Annotated in this window: 12 protein-coding genes; 1 reads left to right on the top strand and 11 read right to left on the bottom strand. The window is 42.1% G+C overall.

Annotated features, from left to right (window positions below; all coding sequences use genetic code 11):
* Positions 1-87: 87 nt before the first annotated feature.
* From HNR43_RS09840 to HNR43_RS09875, 9 genes are all read right to left on the bottom strand, one after another.
* Positions 88-6,153 (bottom strand): alpha amylase N-terminal ig-like domain-containing protein, encoded by a 6,066-nt coding sequence (locus HNR43_RS09840; RefSeq protein WP_183243472.1) that lies wholly within the window; start codon positions 6,151-6,153, stop codon positions 88-90.
* 274 nt (positions 6,154-6,427) lie between these two features.
* Positions 6,428-7,258: an RpnC/YadD family protein gene (locus tag HNR43_RS09845; RefSeq protein ID WP_183243474.1), complete on the bottom strand. Its 831-nt coding sequence runs from the start codon at positions 7,256-7,258 to the stop codon at positions 6,428-6,430.
* 243 nt (positions 7,259-7,501) lie between these two features.
* A complete protein-coding gene (locus tag HNR43_RS14180; protein ID WP_246346298.1) occupies positions 7,502-7,741 on the bottom strand; it encodes a hypothetical protein in 240 nt (79 codons plus the stop codon).
* 77 nt (positions 7,742-7,818) lie between these two features.
* Positions 7,819-9,333, bottom strand: coding sequence for a YifB family Mg chelatase-like AAA ATPase (locus HNR43_RS09855; protein ID WP_183243476.1), 1,515 nt, complete (start codon positions 9,331-9,333; stop codon positions 7,819-7,821).
* Between the two features lies 1 nt (position 9,334).
* Complete coding sequence (locus HNR43_RS09860) at positions 9,335-9,907, bottom strand: transposase (RefSeq protein ID WP_183243478.1); 573 nt, start codon at positions 9,905-9,907, stop codon at positions 9,335-9,337.
* 282 nt (positions 9,908-10,189) lie between these two features.
* The gene (locus HNR43_RS14080) at positions 10,190-10,297 is read right to left on the bottom strand and encodes a putative holin-like toxin (protein ID WP_221248261.1); all 108 of its coding nucleotides are present in this window, start codon (positions 10,295-10,297) and stop codon (positions 10,190-10,192) included.
* A 180-nt stretch (positions 10,298-10,477) separates the two neighbouring features.
* The gene (locus HNR43_RS09865; protein ID WP_183243480.1) at positions 10,478-10,996 is read right to left on the bottom strand and encodes a hypothetical protein; all 519 of its coding nucleotides are present in this window, start codon (positions 10,994-10,996) and stop codon (positions 10,478-10,480) included.
* 212 nt (positions 10,997-11,208) lie between these two features.
* Positions 11,209-11,727 carry a hypothetical protein gene (locus tag HNR43_RS09870; RefSeq protein ID WP_183243480.1) on the bottom strand — a complete coding sequence of 173 codons (519 nt, stop codon included), beginning with the start codon at positions 11,725-11,727 and terminating at the stop codon, positions 11,209-11,211.
* Between the two features lie 657 nt (positions 11,728-12,384).
* The gene (locus HNR43_RS09875) at positions 12,385-15,324 is read right to left on the bottom strand and encodes an S-layer homology domain-containing protein (RefSeq protein WP_183243482.1); all 2,940 of its coding nucleotides are present in this window, start codon (positions 15,322-15,324) and stop codon (positions 12,385-12,387) included.
* A 376-nt stretch (positions 15,325-15,700) separates the two neighbouring features.
* Here HNR43_RS09875 and HNR43_RS09880 point away from each other — a divergent pair, with 376 nt between their 5' ends.
* On the top strand, positions 15,701-16,666 hold the full coding sequence (locus tag HNR43_RS09880; RefSeq protein WP_183243484.1) for an S-layer homology domain-containing protein: 966 nt from the start codon (positions 15,701-15,703) through the stop codon (positions 16,664-16,666).
* A 23-nt stretch (positions 16,667-16,689) separates the two neighbouring features.
* Here HNR43_RS09880 and HNR43_RS09885 read toward each other — a convergent pair whose 3' ends face one another.
* Positions 16,690-18,282 carry an S-layer homology domain-containing protein gene (locus HNR43_RS09885; RefSeq protein ID WP_183243486.1) on the bottom strand — a complete coding sequence of 531 codons (1,593 nt, stop codon included), beginning with the start codon at positions 18,280-18,282 and terminating at the stop codon, positions 16,690-16,692.
* A gap of 106 nt (positions 18,283-18,388) precedes the next feature.
* Complete coding sequence (locus HNR43_RS09890; protein WP_183243488.1) at positions 18,389-21,829, bottom strand: S8 family peptidase; 3,441 nt, start codon at positions 21,827-21,829, stop codon at positions 18,389-18,391.
* Positions 21,830-21,871 lie beyond the last annotated feature (42 nt).

Below are 21,871 nucleotides of genomic sequence, written 5' to 3' on the forward strand. Positions count from 1 at the left end.
TAATATTCTTGTTTTTCTATTTCCTTATCAAAAATTCGACATTTTCCGACATAAAGAAAGACCTCCACATCGGAGGCCTCCCTTTAGTTACATCAATTTTACTTTTCCTAAAAACTCCGCTAATACTTTCGCCATTTCGGCGCGCGTCATATAGCTCGCAGGATCAAACGTTCCGTTATCTCTTCCTTGCATAATTCCTGCTTGGTATACTGCTTCAATCGCCTGTTTTGCCCATGTTGGCAGTTGTTTCGCATCACGGAAGTCTGTCACTTTTTTCGTTTTGTCATTTGCTGTTTCATCATAGCCAACAAACGAAAGTTTCAATGCCCGATCGATCATGACAGTTGCTTGGGCGCGAGTAATCGGTTCATTCGGCGCAAATGTATTTTCTGTTTTTCCTTGAATGATGCCAAACTTCACTGCTGTAGCTAATTCCCCATTTTTGTTAAACCATTCTGTTCCTTTCACGTCGACAAATCGACTGTCATATGTTTCATGTGGCAATGCTAATGCACGTACAAGCAACACAGCAAATTGCGCACGCGTCATATGTTCATTTGGTCGGTACGCTGTTTCCGTCATACCTTTAACTAATTGTTTTGACGCAAGTGTATCAATGTACCCTTTTGCCCAATGTCGCTCGATGTCGCCAAATGTATGTGTTCCTTCAACGACGACGTATGTCGAGTTCGTCAACGACTTGACGACTGCTTTGTTGCCAACAAACATGGTCGGTACAGGTGTCATTGAACCGTCATCGTTTACGCGCACCACAATGGAACGACTTGCGTTCACCGCCTGCTTTAATACGATTTCCCGTTCAACATATTGAGTAAAACGATCGATGACTTGTTCTTTTCCGTTTGCCTTCGCTACAACGTGAAACTCTACTGCATCAGACAATGCTTTCGCACGTAATTGTGGAGCATCTTTTACTTTCATTTCGATCGAGATGTTTACTTGTTCGACTGTGGCACCGAGTGTTTTTGCAATCGTTTCAAGAGACGCTTGTACTTCTTTTACAGGTAATTTGTATGTCGCTTGTTCACTCGCACTCACAATCGTTGCTTCTTCTTGCTTATTTGCCACCTGTGTAAATAATGTAGCAGGTACATCTACTTTTGTAGTCACACCTTTTGCAAGCGAACCGAGAGAAACAACAACTTGCTTATTCTCATTTGACATGGCATTGACAATAGATGTCACTTCATTTGATGAAATAGTCGCAACTTTTTCTACGACTTTACCGTCTTTTTCTTTCGTCTCTACTTTTGGTTGTAAGACAACTGCACCGTTTTCGACCTTCTCTGGCGTTGTGCTACTGCCTGGCGTTGTGCCGCTGCCTGGTGTTGTGCCACTACCCGGTGTTGTGCCACTGCCTGGCGTTGTACCGCTGCCTGGTGTTGTACCGCTGCCTGGCGTTGTGCCGCTGCCTGGCGTTGTGCCACTACCCGGTGTTGTGCCACTGCCTGGTGTTGTGTCTTCTTGTAATACTCCTTCACGCAATTGTTTTGTGTCGAGATGTAATACATAATTTTTCGTATTTTTCGCAATGGCACCGCCGTCATTTTTAAAAATGTCAGATTTGCTTCTTTCAGACGGTTCAATGTGAATGGCTACTTCTTTTTGGTTTGCTGCTGGTGTGAACGTGTACGTAAATGACATATCGTCTTGAATCGTTACACGTTCTTTATTAATCGTTAGCACACCATCTTTAATCGCATTTCCTTTAATCGTCACACGATCACCGTCTTTGGTGACATCTTCAACAACGACAGGCATGTCAATCCAACGTAAAATGTAGTCTTGAATGACCATTTTGTTATTGCCTTGATTGTGCACAGTCACTTTTAAATCTGTACCCATCGCACCATATCCGTAGTAGCTGACGTCATCATCTGTTTGATCGTCACGCGTATGATCAGCTAGCCCTTCTTGATCCCACGAGCTACCTTTGACGTATTTATAAATAATCGTTTCTCCTTCTTGAAGTTCTGTCGTAAACTCCCAATCAGGCGTGACCGCTCCACCGCGCGACATTTCCCATGCACCTGTATTCCAACCGTTCATGCTATTCGGAATGGTAATGCGCGTATCTAATGGCGTATAGCTTGGTGCTTTCACTTTAAATGTCACTTCAACCATGACAATGTTCGGTGTAATTTCCACCGCATTTGATGCCACGAAGTTTCCAGCACGGTCATACAACTTCACGACATACGTATACGTTTTTCCGTTTTCGACATCATAATCAGTAAATGATGTGCGGATATCCGTTGTTGTATGAACAATTTGACCATCACGCTCAACGACAAGCATATATGCATCATTGTCATCACGGTCAACGAACGACCATGTTAAATTCACTTGACCAGATTCAACTTCTGGTTGGACGAGTTGAATGTCTTTTGCTGGTGGTTGTGTATCTTCAGTGTTTGCGATGAGCATAAATGTTCGCTCATCTGTATACACCCAATCATCGCCAAGATTTGTTGTAAATCCGTAACGATACGTATACGTTCCTGCTTGTAACGGAGTGAACGATGCACGGAATACGTTCGCATCGCCATCTTGTCGGTCGTACGTTGCTTGTATGTCTTCCCATTTGTCGCTATTCGGTTTTTTCACTTGTAAGACCGCCTGTAAACCGTCAGCTAATCCATGTTTCGTTACATCATTGATGTGCACTTTTGCTTCAACCGTAATTGATGTAGCTAAATCGAGCACTCCATCGTTCACTTCAGAAAGTAAAGCAACGTGTTCTTCTGTTAATGGATAATATGGTACGACGCGATTCGTCTCTACTTTCACCGATTCATTTCCGTTTTCATCTAATGCTGTAATCGCAAAATAATATACCGTTCCGTTTTTCAACTGATCAATAACAACCGTCTTTTCATTCGTTTCTTTCACAAGCGTATAGCCTGCACCTTTTAATGTGGATTGATAAATGCGATACGCTGAAGCATCGCCTTCCCACGTTAACGTCACTTGACCAACGCCCGATGTCGCTTGAACGTTCGTTACTTCATTCGGAAGATCGACAGTTACTTTTCCAAATAACATTCGACCGTCCATTGCTGGAACACGTAATGTGACTTTTCCATTTGTTACTGTCACGTCATACGAATGATGCAATTCATCTGCAAGTGTCGTTCCGTTTGGAATGAGCGAAGCGACATCTAATTCGACAGTTTGTTCACTATTGCCACGGTTAATCGCAATGAGTGCGACATCTTTTTTATATTGACGTGCGAAAACGTATACATCTCCTTTCGCATACACCGTCTCAATCGCACCTTTTGCTAATACGTTTTGATGCGCGGTACGAATAGCGCCTACTTTTTGATAGTGTGCAATGAGTTGCTCGTCCTCACTTCCCCACGGATACGTACGACGATCGTCCGGATCTTTTGAACCTGTCACTCCTGCCTCGTCACCATAATAAATCGTTGGTGCCCCCGGGTAGCCCATTTGTAAAATAGCAGCAAGTTTCAATCGCTTTTTACCGAGTTCCTCATCATAATTCGGGTCAAGTTCCGCGCGTTCGTATGAATCCGTTCCATTTCCAAGTAAGAAAACAGCGCGTGCTGTATCGTGTGAACCAATTAAGTTCATGAGCGCATAAAACGCTTCTTTCGGATAATCTTCACGAATGGCTGTTAGTCGGGCATCAATATCTTCCGCTTTCCCATTTCGTAAAAAGTCTAACAGAGCGCCGCGGAAACGGTAGTTCATCACTGAATCGTATTGATCACCTAGGAAGTATTTTGACGCATCATCCCAAATTTCACCGAGAATTAACGGTTGCTCCCCGTTTTTAAGCGTTGAGCCACGGTCATAGCTGCCTTGCAACAACTGTTTACGAAACTCACGCCAAAATTCTGTATCGACTTCATTGGCAACATCTAAGCGCCAGCCCGAAGCTCCACGTGTAATCCAACTTTTTGCAACCGAGTCGTTTTCATAGAAAATATAGTTGGCAAGCTGCTCGTTGTTTAACTCACTTGCGTATGGCACTTTATTTCCAGAAATCGATTTGAATTCTGGTAAACTATCAAATCCCCACCACGATTGATATTTATATACACCGTTTACTTTTTCGTTTTCAATGTTAAACCATAAATGGAATCCGTACGGACTAAATTGTTGCCCTTCGTCTTTAAATTTTTGCTCCACTTGAGCACGCGCTTGTTCTTCTGATAATCCTTTTTCATTCATTAAATCGTACACAGCCGACCAATATTCATAAGCTCCGACTGTTGGATATTTTCCATATCGGTCAAAATAAATAGAATCGTCTGATACGTGATTGAATACACCGTCTAAAATTAAGTGCATACCACGAGATGCAATCGCTTGCACAAATGATTGAAATTCTTCAGGCGTGCCAAACATTGGATCAAGCTCTTTGTAGTCATTCGCATCATATTTATGGTTTGACGGCGCTTCAGCAATTGGGTTTAAATATATCGTATTAACCCCAAGAGATTGTAAATAATCTAGCTTTTGTTCAATTCCTGCAATATCCCCACCGAAAAAGTCATTCGACCAAATGCCATCGCCATCATATCCTGGAGTCCCTTTCATACGGGGATTGTCTGGAAGTTGCGACCATTCGCGATGTTCAATTGGTTCATTTCCTCGTGCATTCGATTTAGCATCATCATTGTTTGGATTTCCGTTAAAGAAACGGTCAGGGAAAATTTGATAAACAACCGCATGCTTCATCCAATCTGGCGTTTTATAGTTTGGATCATATACCGTCAACTGAAATAATTCTGCATTTTTATCGACTGCTCGTCCCCATTGACCTTCTTGTGTATCTTCACCATATTCTGCTTTGGCTGCATTGTCCATCGCAATAAATTTATAGCCATATAACCCTTTGTCATCTGGTGTAAACGTCACTTCCCAATATTCATCGTCACCGATGACACCGACTTTACTCATTGTGTATAACTTCGCTGTTCCTGTCGTTGTATTTTTTACATATACGTTCGCTTTTGTTACATCGCCTTTTTTCGTAGCTAATCGAAGCGTAACATGCTCTCCTGCTTTCACCGCACCAAACGGCTGGCGATATAAAGGATCCCACGTGTTATGTTTTAACCGTTCTTTTTGTACAGCTCCATCTGAACCTGTTGGGCTGTAATCTGTATACACCGATTTTGTTTTCGCATCGAAGAAAAATGTTACCATCGTTTCTTCGAGTACGTTTAACTTCGCATTTTCTTGTGGATAGTTCTCACTCCAGTTATTCCCTAACACTACTTTATATTCATACGTTCCTTTTGGTACACGTGCGCTAAATGTATAGACCGAGTCAAAGTTATCGTCTGTAAAAAATGCGGTTGACGTCTCAGGCGTCCAACCATCGACTTCTGTTTCATAGCCGATCGCAGGCAAAATCGTTCCAACTAACCGCGGTTGTTTTTCTTTTGGAATCGGTGTATACCATGTCGAATTGGCAATCGCGTGTGTACGATCGTTATAATAAAACGTCACTTCCGTTTCTTTTTCTAACGTCAGTGAAATATTGGCACCACCACGTCCACCAGCCCCGTAGTTTTCATCCCAACTACCGTTTATGGCAATTTTGTATTCATACGTGCCTGCAGGAAGTGTTCCTGTGAATGTGTACAATCCATCGCCTTCATGCACCATGATCGTAGCAGTCGCTTTCGGATCCCACTCACCTGTATGTCCTAACTCATCCTGCAAGTTCCCAACAAGCGTGACGGTTCGTTGTTGTTCGACAGGTTGACCGACAACAACGACACTATTTTTTCCGCCATATCCGTCATCAGCTTGATTAGCATTTAACGGATCAGTCACCCATTTTCCATCGACAACAAACTTGTACATATACGTTCCATATGGAAGCGTTTTCGTTACAGACCAAACGTGGTCACTTTCTTTTGTTAATGCAATCTTTTTGTCTCCATCCGTTTGCCAATCGTTAAACGACCCCGCCAAAAGTACGGACTGCTCTTCCCCTGTACCAACATAACGGAACGTCACATCGTTTCCGCTTACAACAGGGCTTTGCACGTTTTCATTAGCGCGAACGATTGCATGAAATGAAAACAACTGTGCAAAAAGCAAAAAGATTGAGAAATAAGCAAAATACTTTCTCCATCTTCTCCCCACGATCTTTTCCTCCTTCTTTACATTGTTCAATAAGTGAAACCGTTTGCACAAAGGGGTACAGTAAGGGGGTAACAAACGGTCTCACTTACTAATTATCGTACATAAAAAAGAAGGAAATTTCAATAAAATATTTTGAATTTTTTGTGTATTTATAATACTTTTGTTCGCCAGCAGCTGACCGAACCGAATTAGAGATTACCAAAAAGAAGTAACCGCCTTCATCCGTTGGTCGTGGGAGAGCGGTTACTTCTTTTTTTGGGGGGGGGCAGGCACGCTACCAGTGCTTCTCCTTCAATTTCTCAATTTCCTCCATCGGAAGTTCGGTTAATTCGTAGATTGTTTGTACATCGTACCCTTTCGCTAGCATTTTTTTCGCGATCTTTCGTTTCTCTTTTTTCTCATATGAAATCATTAATTCCAAAACTTGTTCTTTTTCTTTCGTTTCCATTTCATTCACCTCATTTCGTAATTGCAGTTCTTCCTCCTCAGACAGCTTTACATATGTTTCAAAAAAGCCGATTAACAACCGCTGCTTTGCTTCGTCTAATTCCATGCGCACAAGCATGCGTAAAAATTGCTTCTTTAGCTCTACTCGTTCACTTTCAGTATACCCCATTTTGCTTAACAGCGCAGCGGCGACTGGATTGTCATGGCGAATGTAATCACGCCAGTTTTGTTTGCGTAACTCCACGGTTAAAAATCGAAATTGAAGCACATCAAAAAACGGGAATTGGAGTGTAAACGATGAAGGTTCGTGGCGAACATAGTCGTAGCTAAATACCGCAATCGGCAACATCCGCTTTCGGTATTTTTCAAACAAGCGGCTAAAGTAAATAAACATCCGTTCGGGAAACGATGGCTGCACGTAGCTTTGATTTTCGATATGGACGATGATTAAGCTATCCTCCCCTTTCAACTTCGTCTCAACTAGCACATCGACGCGATACTTCTCCCCCGCCGTCACATCGGTAAACAATTCCTCCGACAAAAACGACACGTGCTGAAAATCGATATGCTCATGCACATGCGGGAAAAAGAGGAGAATAAACTCTTCAAAAAACATCGCGATTAACTCTTTAAACAACCGGTCATGATCAACCGCCATATATGCACCTCACTTTCTGAATGTCACATACCTTTTCGACAAATCAGAGAAAATCTTGCTTGGACAACAGAAAAACAGAGAGCTAACACAACTCACTAGGGCGTGACAGGCATCTAGCCCAACTTTCCAACCCTAATCTTGCACTTAAATATTTTTTTATTGCCTGCTGTCTTTCATTGATTCTTGCTCTTTCTTCCGCCATTCGGATCACTCTCGCCATACTTAACACTTCCATTAGTTTTTCTACATACCCCTTATCAATAAACTTGTCGGAAACCGCAATAATCGTTGCCAATAAACGTACTTGTTTTCCTCATTTTTGATCCGTTTCGCTATTTCTACTGTTTCAATCGCTCGTTCAGAACGATTGACGGAACTTCGCATTAATAAAAAGTCCATTCTTCGATCATTAACCGCAATAGTCAGCAAATCTGGTGCTTCTACCTGAACAATCGGAGCAGTCCGAATCCCATAGAAATCCAAAACCTTTTCTTTAAATTGAGCAGTCATATTATGGAATATGATATCATAGTTATCATGTGCAATATCCGTTTGCCCGCTCAACATCCCATATTCCTTTCTTGACGTCCTTCTTTTATCCTCCGAAACGCCATCGCTTTCCATAATGCTTCATCTGTGATGTCTTCCGCCTCTGCTAAGTCGGCAATGGTGCGAGCGAGGCGAATGATTTTTGTTTGGACGCGGTTGCTCCAGTCATTCGTAGCCGCCCAATGTTGAAGCAATTGCTGTTGCCTTTTCGTCAATGGACTTTTCGCAAGCAGCACGCCAATTGGCACTCGACCGTTTGTTATTTCTTCGCCATACCGTTCATACTGCTTAAAGCGTGCGGCTTCCACGCGGCGACGAATTGTTTCCGAACGCTCTAGCTGTTGGTGTTTTTTCGTTAAATCCACTGCTTGTAACGATAACAATATATCGATGCGGTCATAAATCGGCCCTGAGATGCGCTGGCGATAGGCGTGGATTTGTTTCGGACTGCATATGCAATAGCGCTTTTTCGAACCGAAATAGCCGCACGGGCATGGGTTCATCGCCCCGATCAAAATGAAATGTGCTGGATACGTCACTGTCGACGAAACGCGGCTAATCGTCACTTTGCCTGTTTCTAACGGCTGGCGAAGCATGTCGAGCGTCTTTTTCGTAAACTCTGCCATTTCATCAAGAAATAATACCCCGCGATGGGCAAGCGAAACTTCCCCTGGTTTCGGCTGCGTTCCTCCTCCAATCAATGCTACAGAAGATGCTGAGTGATGCGGATGACGAAACGGTGGAGAGGAATCATTTTTCGTTTCTCCTGCAAGTTGGTATAAACTAAGCACTTCCAACTGCGCTTCATCAGAAAGGCTCGGTAAAATCGTTGGAAACGTTTCAGCTAACAGGCTTTTCCCACACCCTGGAGGTCCAATCATTAACACGTTATGTTCTCCTGCAGCGGCAACTTCAAGTGCATATTTGGCGTCTTCATGTCCGATGATATGTTCAAAATCACGATGAGTTTTTTGAGGTGGATCGATAGCTGGAGGGAGATGATTCGTCGAAAATAACACTTGTTTCCCTTGTAAACATTGCGCCACTTGATCTAATGTTTGAACAAAAACACAGTCGATATGCTGCAAGTACTGGAAGGGAAATGTCGGGTCATATGGGGCATATACTTGTTGAAATCCGAGTTTTTTGGCAGCTAAAATAGCTGGTAACATGCCATCTACTGGCTGAATCGTTCCGTCTAATGACAATGAGCCTAAAAATGCGATATGTGACGGAATTGGTTGCTCGAGTTTTCCTTTTACTTTTAAAATGCCAATCGCCATTGCTAAATCAAACATTGGGCTTTGTTTTTTTCGCTCGGGCGGCGACAGATGGATGACAAGTTTTTGATTCATGACATCACATCCAAACGCATGCAATGCCGCAATGACTCGTTCCTTTGCTTCTTTTACCGATGTATCGGGCAATCCAACAATCACAATAGAAGGCATTCCCGGCAGTTCTTTCACTTCCACTTGCACACGATACCCTTCCATCCCACGCAAACCGATGCTACAAACTTTCATGTTATTCCTCCTTGACACAGTTCGGTACAACATCTTCTTTCACAAACTGCACATATGCTCTTTTTTTCTCATTCATTGTTCCAGAAAAGTAACGAAGGAGTACATCAATGTTCATAAATGAAGGCAATGAGGTAGATTGGTAATAAAAATAAAAACTGCTCCAGCGATAATGTTCGGGGAGATGCACCATACGCGCCTCGACAGGGTTGAGGTGGATATAGCGACTGACTTCTAACATCCCTGCGTCATCGTCAATGATTTTACTGAAGTAACGCTTTTCAAACACATGACCGGTTAATCCGTAACGTGTATTGTAATAGTTGGCGTATCGTTTGTTAACCAGTGCCATCACTTTAGAAATGGATTCCTGTTGCGAACGAAGCTGCAGATGGAAATGATTCGTCATGAGGCAATACGAAGCAATTTCAAACGGAATGTTTTCATGAAGCTGTTCGAGGATATGCAAAAATGCGCGGAAATCATTTGTTTCTTTAAACAACGGATCACGCCGATTCCCACGACAAACGATATGGTAAAACAAATGCGGCACCCATATCCGCCTTGCCCGACCCACACTTTTCACCCCTTTTTGAAGGATTTTCGCACATTTCTTCGACAAAAATAGCGAAACTCCTGCATCAAAAGAAAAATTTCTCTCGACAGGTGACTGGCACGCACTTGCCAAACCAGCGATATCATTTGTATAATATAAGCAGATATTTCATAAACTAAAAAAGCTGAGCGCCGCAAACGCTCAGCAAGCAACTACATGCCGCAAGAAGAGCGGCTGACCGAACCGAATTAGAGATTACCAAAAAGAAGTAACCGTCTTCATCCGTTGGTCGCGGGAGAGCGGTTATTTCTTTTTGTTTATATAGACGACGATGGTGACAGTCAATGTTAGCATCCCGATGAACACTAAGCTGAATTGCGCAATAAGACTTAATGCTTCATACGCCGTCATATTCCCACCTCCCTCCATCGGGGAAGTGGTCAACCGCCCACCCTGCTTATGTAGTTGCTACGGAGATTGTAACATTTTTCTATCACTCTCGCAATTTCAACGACAGCTGCAACAAAAAACAGAGAGCCACTCAATGACTATCTGTTTCTATCAATCTTCGGGAAGTGACTGTGGACGCACTTAAGTTGATTGAAATTGGCATAACAAATTATCAATCTGACCCTTTGTGCAAACAACAAAACGAACATCTTCCAACGACCATCCAAGCTTTACAAATGCCCCATAACGATATTGAAGAGTGGGCGAAAGCAAATACATTCTAATTTTCTCTAAATCGCCTGCATCGAAGCGAGAAGAAGAAAACCATTTTTTTATCTCAATGACAAGCAAATTTTCTTCTGTTCCACGTTTATGAACAATAATATCAGGAAATACAGGTTTTCCCCTTGATTCACTATTATCGTAAATTCGCTTCACATCCCCACAATCCCGATTGTATTCGACATCAACATCCCATTCATAAAACACCGTACTCATATGAACAGCTAATCGATGTGCGATTGAACGTTCATGCACATCGTCATATATTAACGCTTGGTCATAATAATACAAACGACGAAGCGCATTTCTTAAACGATCTTCAATGACAGACTTTGTCATCTTCAAATGTTCAACCTTTTTCACTCCATTTATCCTCATCCCCCTCTCGTGCTGTTTATTCAACAAAAACGACAAAAATCCTCCAAACAAAAAACAGAGAGCCACTCAACGACTCTCTGTTTCTATCAATCTTCGACAATCTTCGGGAAGTGACAGGCACCATACCCTAAGCTCTTCCTCACCGAAAAAACAGAGAGCCACTCAATGACTATCTGTTTCTATCAATCTTCGGGAAGTGACTGTGGACGCACTTAAGTTGATTGAAATTGGCATAACAAATTATCAATCTGACCCTTTGTGCAAACAACAAAACGAACATCTTCCAACGACCATCCAAGCTTTACAAATGCCCCATAACGATATTGAAGAGTGGGCGAAAGCAAATACATTCTAATTTTCTCTAAATCCCCTGCATCGAAGCGAGAAGAAGAAAACCATTTTTTTATCTCAATGACAAGCAAATTTTCTTCTGTTCCACGTTTATGAACAATAATATCAGGAAATACAGGTTTTCCCCTTGATTCACTATTATCGTAAATTCGCTTCACATCCCCACAATCCCGATTGTATTCGACATCAACATCCCATTCATAAAACACCGTACTCATATGAACAGCTAATCGATGTGCAATTGAACGTTCATGCACATCGTCATATATTAACGCTTGGTCATAATAATACAAACGACGAAGCGCATTTCTTAAACGATCTTCAATGACAGACTTTGTCATCTTCAAATGTTCAACCTTTTTCACTCCATTTATCCTCATCCCCCTCTCGTGCTGTTTATTCAACAAAAACGACAAAAATCCTCCAAACAAAAAACAGAGAGCCACTCAATGACTCTCTGTCTCTATCAATCTTCGACAACCTTCGGGGCGTGACAGGCACCATACCCTAATCAATCTTCGACAATCTTCGGGGCGTGACTGGCACGCTGCCTACGTTTGACCCATGAGTCCGCTTTTTTATTATATACTTGAGAACGATTTTCACAGCACCAATTCGATAATTTTCCCCTGTATTTTTAGCTATTTTGATCCCCCCTTCTTTCCCGAACCTCGCCAAAACAAATAATTCGACATATAACGAAAAAATCTTTCAATAATTTTTTCATTTTTCGACAAATTTCGCAAGCAAACTAGGCAATTCGACAATATTTACGCACTTTGCCGATTACCCAAACAAAGATCGCCCCCATCCCCAAACGGAATGAAGGCGTTCAAAAGTATGATATATGTTTCAAATAATGTTTGATGCGGAAAAAAGAAACAGAGAGCCATGCGACTCTCTGTCTCTACTAATCTTCGACAATCTTCGGGGCGTGACTGGCACGCTGCCTAAAAAAGAAACAGAGAGCCACTCAACGACTCTCTGTCTCTATTAATCTTCGACAATCTTCGGGGCGTGACTGGCACGCATCCCCATTAATTCCCCTTAGCATCTTTTGTTGTGCTTGTAGCAGTTGCACTTCCTGTAGCTTTATTGTCTGCAGGGTCAACTACAGTAATAGTTGAATTTAACGAACCCTCAGGGACAATTTCAATTGTAGCAGATTGGTTTACATTCACAGTATTGCTTAATACAATAACAAGATATTCATCATCATCTTTTGAGTTACTGATAGAAGCAATCGTTTGTGTTGAACCTTGAACAGTCACTTTAAAGTCGTCTGTATCAAAAGTAACACCTGACTTGAGTGCTTCTGAGAATTTTACTAACAACTTTGTAGTTGTTGTATCTGTGTCATTTACAATCAAATACTTAACCTCTTGAAGGACTGGTTTTACATTATCAGTTAACGTCAATACTGTTTCATAAGGTGTTTTTGTCTGTAAATCGCCGACGATACGAACACCGTCTTTCGTCATTACATCCGTTTTAATCGTTAACTTATATGAAGTAGTTGTAACAAATGCTCCTTCTGGAAGTGTTATTCTTACCGTCTTCTTGTCACCGAAGAAGTCAATTTTTGACCCTGTTGGTAATGGTTTTCCGTCCAAAGAATAATTCGCCACATCTAATGCTGATGTGCCCATTTCTACACCGTATTTAATTTCAATAACATTTTTAGATCCAGATACAACAGTCGGAGTATCACCAGTGAATTCAACATACTTAAAGAAGTTATTCGCTGTTGATTTAACAGTAACTGTAAACGCATCATTTTTGTTTGCATTCAAGTTATAGCCTACTACACTATTCTTCACAACAGCGTATTGAACTTTTCCTTCCTTAAACTCAACTGTATATGGTTCGTCTTTCACATCAGAAAGTGTAATTTCTACAACAGATGTGTCTGCTCCCGATGATAAACCAACAACAGTTGGTGTGATAATTACACCATCTTTATTGCGTACAACAATATCAGACATAGATGGAGCTACACTTAAATTGCCATCAAAATCAATCAACAACTTTTTATTCGTTGTATCGATATTTGTTTTCTCGACTTTCGGTTTGTTTGTATCTTTTGAAAGCGTTACCGTACCTTCATACTTCGCACCAATGAAGTTCGAAGAATCTTTATAGTTTTCAAAAGTAACATTTAATGTAACACTATTCTCATCTTTTCCATACAGAGGATTTAACTCTCCAGTAGCAGGCTCGGTAATAACAACATAATATCCTGGCTTTCCGTCTAGAGTACCCGCCTCATAATAAACCTTGTTCTTTTCTGATCCTGATCCTACATCAGTTGCTAATTGACTATTATTGCCACCTACAGCGAATGTATAGTTGCCTTTTTTGATTGTAAAGGAAGCATTAGTAACTGTTGTGCCACCCTCGCTAAGTTCAATAAAGAACTTGTTAGCATTCAAGGCCTTCACTGCTTTAACAAATGGTGCTTCAGCGTCTTGAGTAACTGTATAAGTAGAAGTAGCAACACTAGCTTTGTTAGGAAGTACACCCTTCGTGTCTACTAAATCGAAAATTACTACTTCATGTGTTCCTACTTTACCAGCAAGTTTCTGTTCAGCAAGAGTTAATGATACAGTATAAACATAGTTACCTGGTGCATCGTCATCAACAGCCGTTAATGATTTCGAGGCTAAAGCCACACCATCCACTTTAATAAGCGTCACTGATGTACCTACCGGACGATCAAATTTTAATTGTAGGGATGTTCCGTTATATGTTGACTCCACAATCTTTGGAGCTGTAGTAACATTAAATGTAATTTCGTCTGAAGCAAATCGTTCAATTTGCTTTCCTGTATAATCTTTTACTGAATCTTTAACTTGTAAAACAAACTTATCCCCACTATTAAACACGACAGCATCTTTGAGGCGGATGAGTGCTGTTTTACCATCTACTTTGATTTTTTCAATATCGGACGTTTTGCTGACACCATTAATTTTCAATTCATAGTTTGCTACATCCGACGCCGTTTTTGAATCAACATTTTTATTGAAAGTAACTAAGATTTCTTCAGCATTAATCGCACTTACACTTTCAACTTTCGGCGTTACAACAGGTACATCAACTTTCGCTTTGTCTGTTGTTTGACCTTTGTAAGATACGTTGTAAGATTTGCCTTCTTGCAACGCTGTTTTTGTTTTGATCACAACAACTGTTGTTTTTGCTTCAGCTGCTGCAGCTGCTTTAATTGTTACAGATTCGATTTCAACGCCTTGGATGGCGAAGTCTTCTTTTTTCACTTCTTTCAATTCGCCGTTGAATGTTACTTCTAACGTTTTGTCGTCAACAAGCTTCACCGCTGTGATGTCTGCTGCGGAAACTTCCTTTTTCACATCCATCGCACGTACGACGAATGAAGCGAATTGACCGCGTGTTACGCTTTGTTTTGGTGCGAATTCTGTGTTTTTCGTTACGCCGTTTGCTTCTAATGTTTGGATGTATTCACGTGCCCATGCACCAGCTTTGTCAAGGTCAGTAATTTTTGTTGTGTGGTTTGCTGGTTTTGTTAATTTGAACGCTTCAACAACGACTTTCGCCATTTGTTCGCGCGTGATTGTTGCGTTCGGGTTGAAGTTGCCTTTCTCGTCTCCACCCATCACGCCAGCCGCTTTTACGATCGCAACCGCTTCTGCTAATTCAGCGTTGCTCGCTGGAACGTCTGGGAAGCCTGCGCCTTGCTCAGCTTTTACGCCCGCATCTTTTAAAATGCGCGAGAAGATGATCGCAGCTTCACCGCGTGTTAATGATTTGTTTGGTTTGAATGTACCGTCTGCGTACCCTTTAATGTACCCTTTTGCGACTAATGTAGCGATGTCATCTGCATGCACGCTTCCTGCTACGTCTGTGAAAGAAGCGCTTGCTACTGGTGCGATCGCTGAAGCAACAACTGCCGCAGAGACTGTACCAGCTAAAAATTTGCGATAAGACTTTGGTTGGTAAGCCATCGACATATTTCCTCCTTTTGTTTCTGCTTCTATTTAGTTCAGCTAAATTTAAGAGATATGTATTTTCTCTCTATGAAACTCTTAAACTTAGCGAGTGAACGACTACAAACTACATTATAATTTTTTCCATGATTAAAGTCAACCATTTTTTGAATGGCTTTTCTTTATTGGGATAACAATACTGTTTCATATGTAGCCTTCCACCTATTCACCATTTTACCGAATGTTCGACTTTTTTCAATACCTTCCTACGTAACTTTTTGACAAAAAGTTTTGTTACATAACTGTAAAGTTACAATTCTCCTATTTATGATACACTTGGAATAGTGTGAAAATGTCGAAATTGTAAGAACAATGGCGGAGTGAGGTGTGACGTGTGAGGCGGTTTGTTGCAACATTGCTTTTGTTTTTCTTTTTCCCTTCCTTCGCTTATGCAAGCGATAGCTACGATCGGCTCATTCCACTAGCGAAAAAATATGTTGGAGTGCCGTATCAGTTCGGAGGAAGTTCAGAAAAAGGATTTGATTGTTCTGGATTTACGCGCCATGTGATGAGCGGACTTGGTGTGACGTTAGCGCGTACGACAGCGGAACAATATAAGCAAGGAAGTGCAGTAAAGAAAGAAGATTTGCGAGTCGGTGATCTCGTCTTTTTCGAAACATATAAAAAAGGACCGTCGCATGCAGGTGTTTATATCGGAGATAATCGATTTATTCATGCGAGTTCATCAAAAGGCATTACGATCACTTCATTAGACGATTCTTACTATAAAAAGCGATACATAGGAGCAAGACGCGTGCTTGCTTACGAACAGGCAGTTGGACAGTTTCAAGATGTCGGAAACGAGTTTTGGGCAAGTAAAGAAATTGAGGTGTTAGGCAAAAAAGAAATCGTGCTCGGTTATGCGAAAAGCTACTTTAAGCCAGATGAAGTGATGACGCGGGCAGACGCTGCGGGGCTTATCGCTTCGTACTTTAACTTTGACATGAACAATCGAAAAGAAACGTTTACGGACGTCCCAAGCGATCATTGGGCTGTCGGCGCGGTGAATGCGCTTGTGAAAGAAAATATTGTGGATAAAAACAATAAGCTGTTTCAGCCTGATGAACCGTTAACGCGCGAACAGCTAGCGATGTGGTTTGCGGAAGCTTGGAAGTTAAAGCGTGGAGCGGATGTGCCATTTACCGATATAAAAGAAACAGACGTAGCGTATGATGCGATTGAAAAACTTGTCGCAGCAGGTATTGTAAATGGCTATGAAGACGGAACGTTCCGACCGAAAGAAACGGTCACACGCGCGCAATTCGCGGTGTTTTTCTATCGTGCGATACACGCAAAATAGCGAGGAAGGACAAGCCTTCCTCGCTATTTTTTATCGATTGTTCGCTTTAAAAAGAGCACAAACTGACCACGTGTCACAATGTCGTTCGGACGATATGGATTGTTGATCGTCACTCGATTATAAAACAACGTGTTAATCGGCTCATACGCCCAGTGAGAAGGAGGCACATCAATGAATGATCGATTTCCCGTCGGCTGTTCATACACATCGGCATACACTCTCGTTAAAATCGCTGCCATTTGGGCGCGAGTAATATAGTCGTTCGGATATAGCTTTCCGTTATATCCGGTAAGCAATCCATATGCCTCAGCAATTGCCATCTCTTTATACCACGGATCAGTCGGTTTGACATCTGTTGCTTTCATGACATATCGTTCTGGCAACGTGAGCTTTAATTCACGAATAAGCATAAGCGCAGCATGTCGGCGAAGTAACCGTTCGTTTGGGCGAAACGTTCCATCTGGGAATCCTGAAATAACACTTCGTTCATACAATAATCTTGCTGCTTCTTGCAACTCCTCCCCGACGACATCTGGAAAAAGTGGAGGAGGAGAAACAAGCGAATCAATCGTTCCATATTGGACGCGCAGCGTTGCTGAACCGCGGTTAAACCCTTTTGTCGTCGGTTGAACGACGCGAAATAATGCTGTATCGACCATTGTTGAACGAAACAACCACGACACTTCATTGTTTAACGTTGCTCCGTCATATGTCGTTTCTTTTACTCCTTTTGGCACACTTCCGATATAAACGGAAGCATAGCGTCCATTCCCATCTTGCGCGTTGACGTATGCGGTGGCATCAGCATATGTGTACAGCTTGAGTGCATATACGTTATTTTTTACCGTATAGTTTGTAAGCCGTAATGGCAGTGGCGGCATTGGTTCATACGGAGCACCGAGCTGATTTTTCCAATATGTTTGTAACGCTGGAAGTTCAAATGGTGTCGGAAGATGGACGTTCATTTGCATATGTCCTTTTAAAGCGTTCGGTGATCCGAATAATTGCACGTAATCTTCTGCAAGTATTTCAGGCATATACCATTTGTACGCTCCACTTCCATCAGCGTGAACAGACGGATAGCGAAAAAGTTCGCGCGCCGCCGCATACTGCGACTGCAGCCATTCGTTCGGAAGGCACTGTTCTTTATTTAATAAGTAATAATAAGTAAAATGATGCCCATACTCATGTGCAAGCGTCGTCGCCATCTCCTCAACCGTCGTCCATTCGTTGCCGCCGTACAAATGAATGTACCGATTTGAAAGTAACGAAAGCTTCGGACTGACTTGATATTGCGCAAAATATTGTCCGAGCACGTTTTGTCCTGCGGGGTAATCCGGGAAAATTTTTACGCTTCCTAATAAAGAAAGCTCCGCACCATGTTTGTTTTTTAATAGTTCTTGTTCAAGCTGAGCAAGCTTCGTTGTATTCCAATATACGCTATAACTTTCAAACGTCACCCCACTCGTTCCGTTATAGCGGGCAATGAGCGGGTAATAATCTTCATACGCTTGTGCTTGCGCTTTTTTCGTTAAATCAACGACATCGGCATGAACTCGGTCTTGGAAAAAAAACAAAAACGCGAACATAAACAAGATGAACGACATACGACGCATATATATCACCTCATTCTATCAATCTATATGTATCTTAACACGATTTCTGACATGACGTGGCTGGAAAATGTGAAAGGCTGCCTGTATGCATAGGCAGCCTTTTCATCTATTTTTTCATAATCGAGAGCGTGTATGGGTTGGCATTTGGCCGAGCAAGTGATTCTTCAACGACGACATAGTACGTTCCTTTTTTCAACGAAAGCGTGCCGATTTCCGCATCACCATCGCCGTAATGGTCATACGTTTGAACGAGGCGACCTTTCGCGTCGTAAACGGACATGACCCCATCCATCGTACCCGGTACGTCAAGTTTGCATGTAAATGTCCCATCTTGTTCAACGACGAATTTGTAATAATCTTTATCGCCGTAGTCAATGACGTTCATGTAGCCACGTGCTTCATGCACATTTCCTTTTTTATTGAAAGAAAGCGGTTTTGATGGCACGTTGTTTTTCACAACAGATGACGCATCTTCATCTTTTTTATTAAGCGATTGAATACCAAAGTTGTACGACTGTAGCGATAGCCCATCCCACATAAACGAGTTGACGACAAAGAAGTAGCCGACGTTTTTCTTCGCTTGGAACGATCCGTTCACATCGTATAACGGGCTCCAGCCATTCGGGAAAAACGTTACAGCTTTGTTGTATTCTTCTTCATCAATCGTCATATTTCCGTTCGTATCTTCAACAACGGATATAATTGGAATTAATGTACCACGCAATTGTTTTGGCAACGATGCGTTCGGTTTGCTTGGTTTCGCAAAAAGCGTCAACAGTTCGTTCGCTTTCCGATGTTTATAGTAGTAGTAATCAACATCGTTCGGAAGGACAAAGTTTCCTGTTTTCGATTCATTTACATTTACAACTGTCGCTTGAATTGGCTCGTTATTTTTTTCGTTAACATCTTTCGGTGCATCGACGAGCTTTTTCGATGTCATGACATACGGATCGGCTACCGGTTGATAATTGTCGTTTTGCACCGACATGTAATACGTTTTTCCTTCTTCAAGAATTAACGTCCAGTCGGATTGTTTTTTCCCTGTCATCCAATCAAACGGCCAGAACGAGTTAACAGGAATGAGATCATCTTTTTTCTCATCGTATTCAAACAACATTGCTGACGGCATCATGTCGTCAGGTGTCGCAAACGAAAACTGATATATCGCTGTGTTCGGAACAGTGAAGCGATAAAAGTCCTGGTCGCCACTAAACTGGATAAATGCTTCGGCGCGGTCACCAATGTTGTAAGCACGCGCATTTTCTTTAATTTGCTGGATTTGTTCTTTTTCAAAGTAGCTCCAGCTTCCGTCATCGCCAATGATGACGATATCGTTTGGCTTGCGCATTTGTTCTTTTATTTTTTCCATTTGTTCAACAGCACCATCGTCCAATGGCATCGGCTCGCGCGCTGGGAAATTGTCTTCGTCTTGTGGCAATGTAATGGCTTTTGCGCTCAGCTGATATGGAATGGCTGATGCGTTTACTTCTTTCACTTGATTGCTTGACATAAAAGAGTCTAATATCATCGGATAAAATCCACTCAGTGGTTCACTTGACGCTTCGAGCACATATTCTACGCCCGGTTGCGCTTCAAACGTCACCGTCTCTCCTTTACCGACACCGTTATTGTTTCCAAACACGATTGGGAATGGAATTTCTTTATACTTCGCATTCGGATCAACAGGGCGGTATAGTTCTTCAGCTAAATAAACGTTTAATGACGAATCAATGCCCGGAACAGGTGACAATTCAAACTTTACCGTCGTCGGCTCTGCAACAGTAAAACGGAAATAGTCGCGGTCGCCTTCTTTCGCATCTTTTTCTGGCACAAACGTTAAGTTTTCTAAGGCAAACGGCAATTGTTCAATGACAGCCGGATTTTCTTTTGTTATGCCATCATCGGCAAGCTCGGTAAACGATTGAACAGCTAACGTATACGTCGATTTTCCTTGTAAATTGTAGTTGCCGTTTGCATCTGTAACGCCGATCGCAAGCACGCCAGATTGTTTCGCTGTAAATAGTTTCGCTTCCATTTCGCCTGCCCGACCGTCATTCACTTGAATCGGCTTTTCAGACGTTGTTTTTCCTTCTGGATAAAAGCGAAACACAAGTTTATAATCGTAAGCTTCAGCTCCTTCGAGTAGCGCTTGCACACTTTCACCTTGTTGAACGTTTATTTTTACCCAATGCACTTCTTCCGGTTTTGTCAGCGATCCTTTTTTCACGTACGGTTCTTTCGCATCAATGACTGGGGCTTTCGCTAAAATTGTTTCATCGTTCCATTTTTCTTTTTGCGGCACGTTTTTGATATTATATTGCAGCGCAGCCACTGGATTGACTAAGCCGTTGCCGTACGTTAAATCGTATCCTTTTTCACCTAAATCTGTTGCGGTGCGCTCTAAAATCCATTCGACTTGATACGGCTTTAAATTCGGGTACTTTGATAAAAGAAGCGAAGCGACGCCTGCGACAACTGGCGATGCCATCGACGTTCCACTTAACTCAGCAAACGAAGACCCTTTCGTATAGTCATAAATGGGGCTGTATACATCAACCCCCGGTGCAACGAGGTCAACAGATGGACCGTAGTTTGAAAACTCAGCGAGCTTATTTTTACTATCCGTTGCCCCCACGCTAATGACTCCTTCATAGGAAGCTGGAATGGAATACATATCCGTCGCTTCATTTCCTGCTGCGGCAACGACCGTAATCCCTGCGTCAAGCGCTTTTTGAACAGCTTCTTCTAAAATTGGCGAGCTAAAATAGCCACCGAGGCTCATATTAATGACTTTTGCCCCTTTTTCAATCGCATATAAAATCCCTTGGGCGATCGTATAGTCGCTTGCTCCCCAACCGCCACCGAATACGTCAATGGGTAAAATTTTAACATTTGGATTGACACCGTGTGCACCAATGCCGTTGTTTGCGTTCGCTCCGATAATACCTGCAACATGCGTTCCGTGTACATCTTTCACAGGAGCACCTGCTGGATTGATCGCATTGTAAGCAGGGAGGACGCGCCCTTTAAGCTCTGGATGCTTCGTATCCATCCCTGTATCAATGACCGCAACGGTGACGCTATGTGTTCCTGCAAGCTTGATTGCTTTGTCAATATTTAAAAGCGACAATAAATACATATGGTCTGCTTTCGGATCAGCCGAACCGAGCCGTTTGTATGTAAAACTTGGTGTCACGCTTTTTACGGCTTTTAATTTTGCATAGTTTCTCATGATCTCTTGAAAATTTTTCCCTTTTTCCACCGTCACAACATCATATTTTAATTGCGGAAACGACTGTTTTACTGTCGCTCCTAAACTACGATGCACCGCAGCTGGAATTTTTTCATTGTACTTCACAATCAATGTATCGACGCTCACTTGGTTTTGTGCATCTTCGAACTTTTTGTAAGCGAGTGACGCCGATGTTTTTGTCATTTGTTTTTTCCACTGCACAATCGGTGGTTCGGTCGATGCTTGCGCAACTGTCGGCACGATAAGCGATGAGGCTAAACTAATCGATAATGCGGTTTTCTTCCATTTTTTCATAAAAAGCCTCCTTCAAAAGAATGTAACATACATATTCGCCAC

Origin of the sequence: Anoxybacillus mongoliensis (assembly GCF_014201515.1) — a bacterium.
In the GTDB taxonomy this organism is placed as follows: domain Bacteria; phylum Bacillota; class Bacilli; order Bacillales; family Anoxybacillaceae; genus Anoxybacillus; species Anoxybacillus mongoliensis.

Coding starts and splice junctions, on each gene's coding strand:
- HNR43_RS14080 (WP_221248261.1), bottom strand. CDS start 10,297: ATGACGGCGTATGAAGCATTAAGTCTTATTGCGCAATTCAGCTTAGTG.
- HNR43_RS09885 (WP_183243486.1), bottom strand. CDS start 18,282: ATGCGTCGTATGTCGTTCATCTTGTTTATGTTCGCGTTTTTGTTTTTT.
- HNR43_RS09855 (WP_183243476.1), bottom strand. CDS start 9,333: ATGAAAGTTTGTAGCATCGGTTTGCGTGGGATGGAAGGGTATCGTGTG.
- HNR43_RS09875 (WP_183243482.1), bottom strand. CDS start 15,324: ATGGCTTACCAACCAAAGTCTTATCGCAAATTTTTAGCTGGTACAGTC.
- HNR43_RS09870 (WP_183243480.1), bottom strand. CDS start 11,727: ATGAGGATAAATGGAGTGAAAAAGGTTGAACATTTGAAGATGACAAAG.
- HNR43_RS09890 (WP_183243488.1), bottom strand. CDS start 21,829: ATGAAAAAATGGAAGAAAACCGCATTATCGATTAGTTTAGCCTCATCG.
- HNR43_RS09865 (WP_183243480.1), bottom strand. CDS start 10,996: ATGAGGATAAATGGAGTGAAAAAGGTTGAACATTTGAAGATGACAAAG.
- HNR43_RS09845 (WP_183243474.1), bottom strand. CDS start 7,258: ATGGCGGTTGATCATGACCGGTTGTTTAAAGAGTTAATCGCGATGTTT.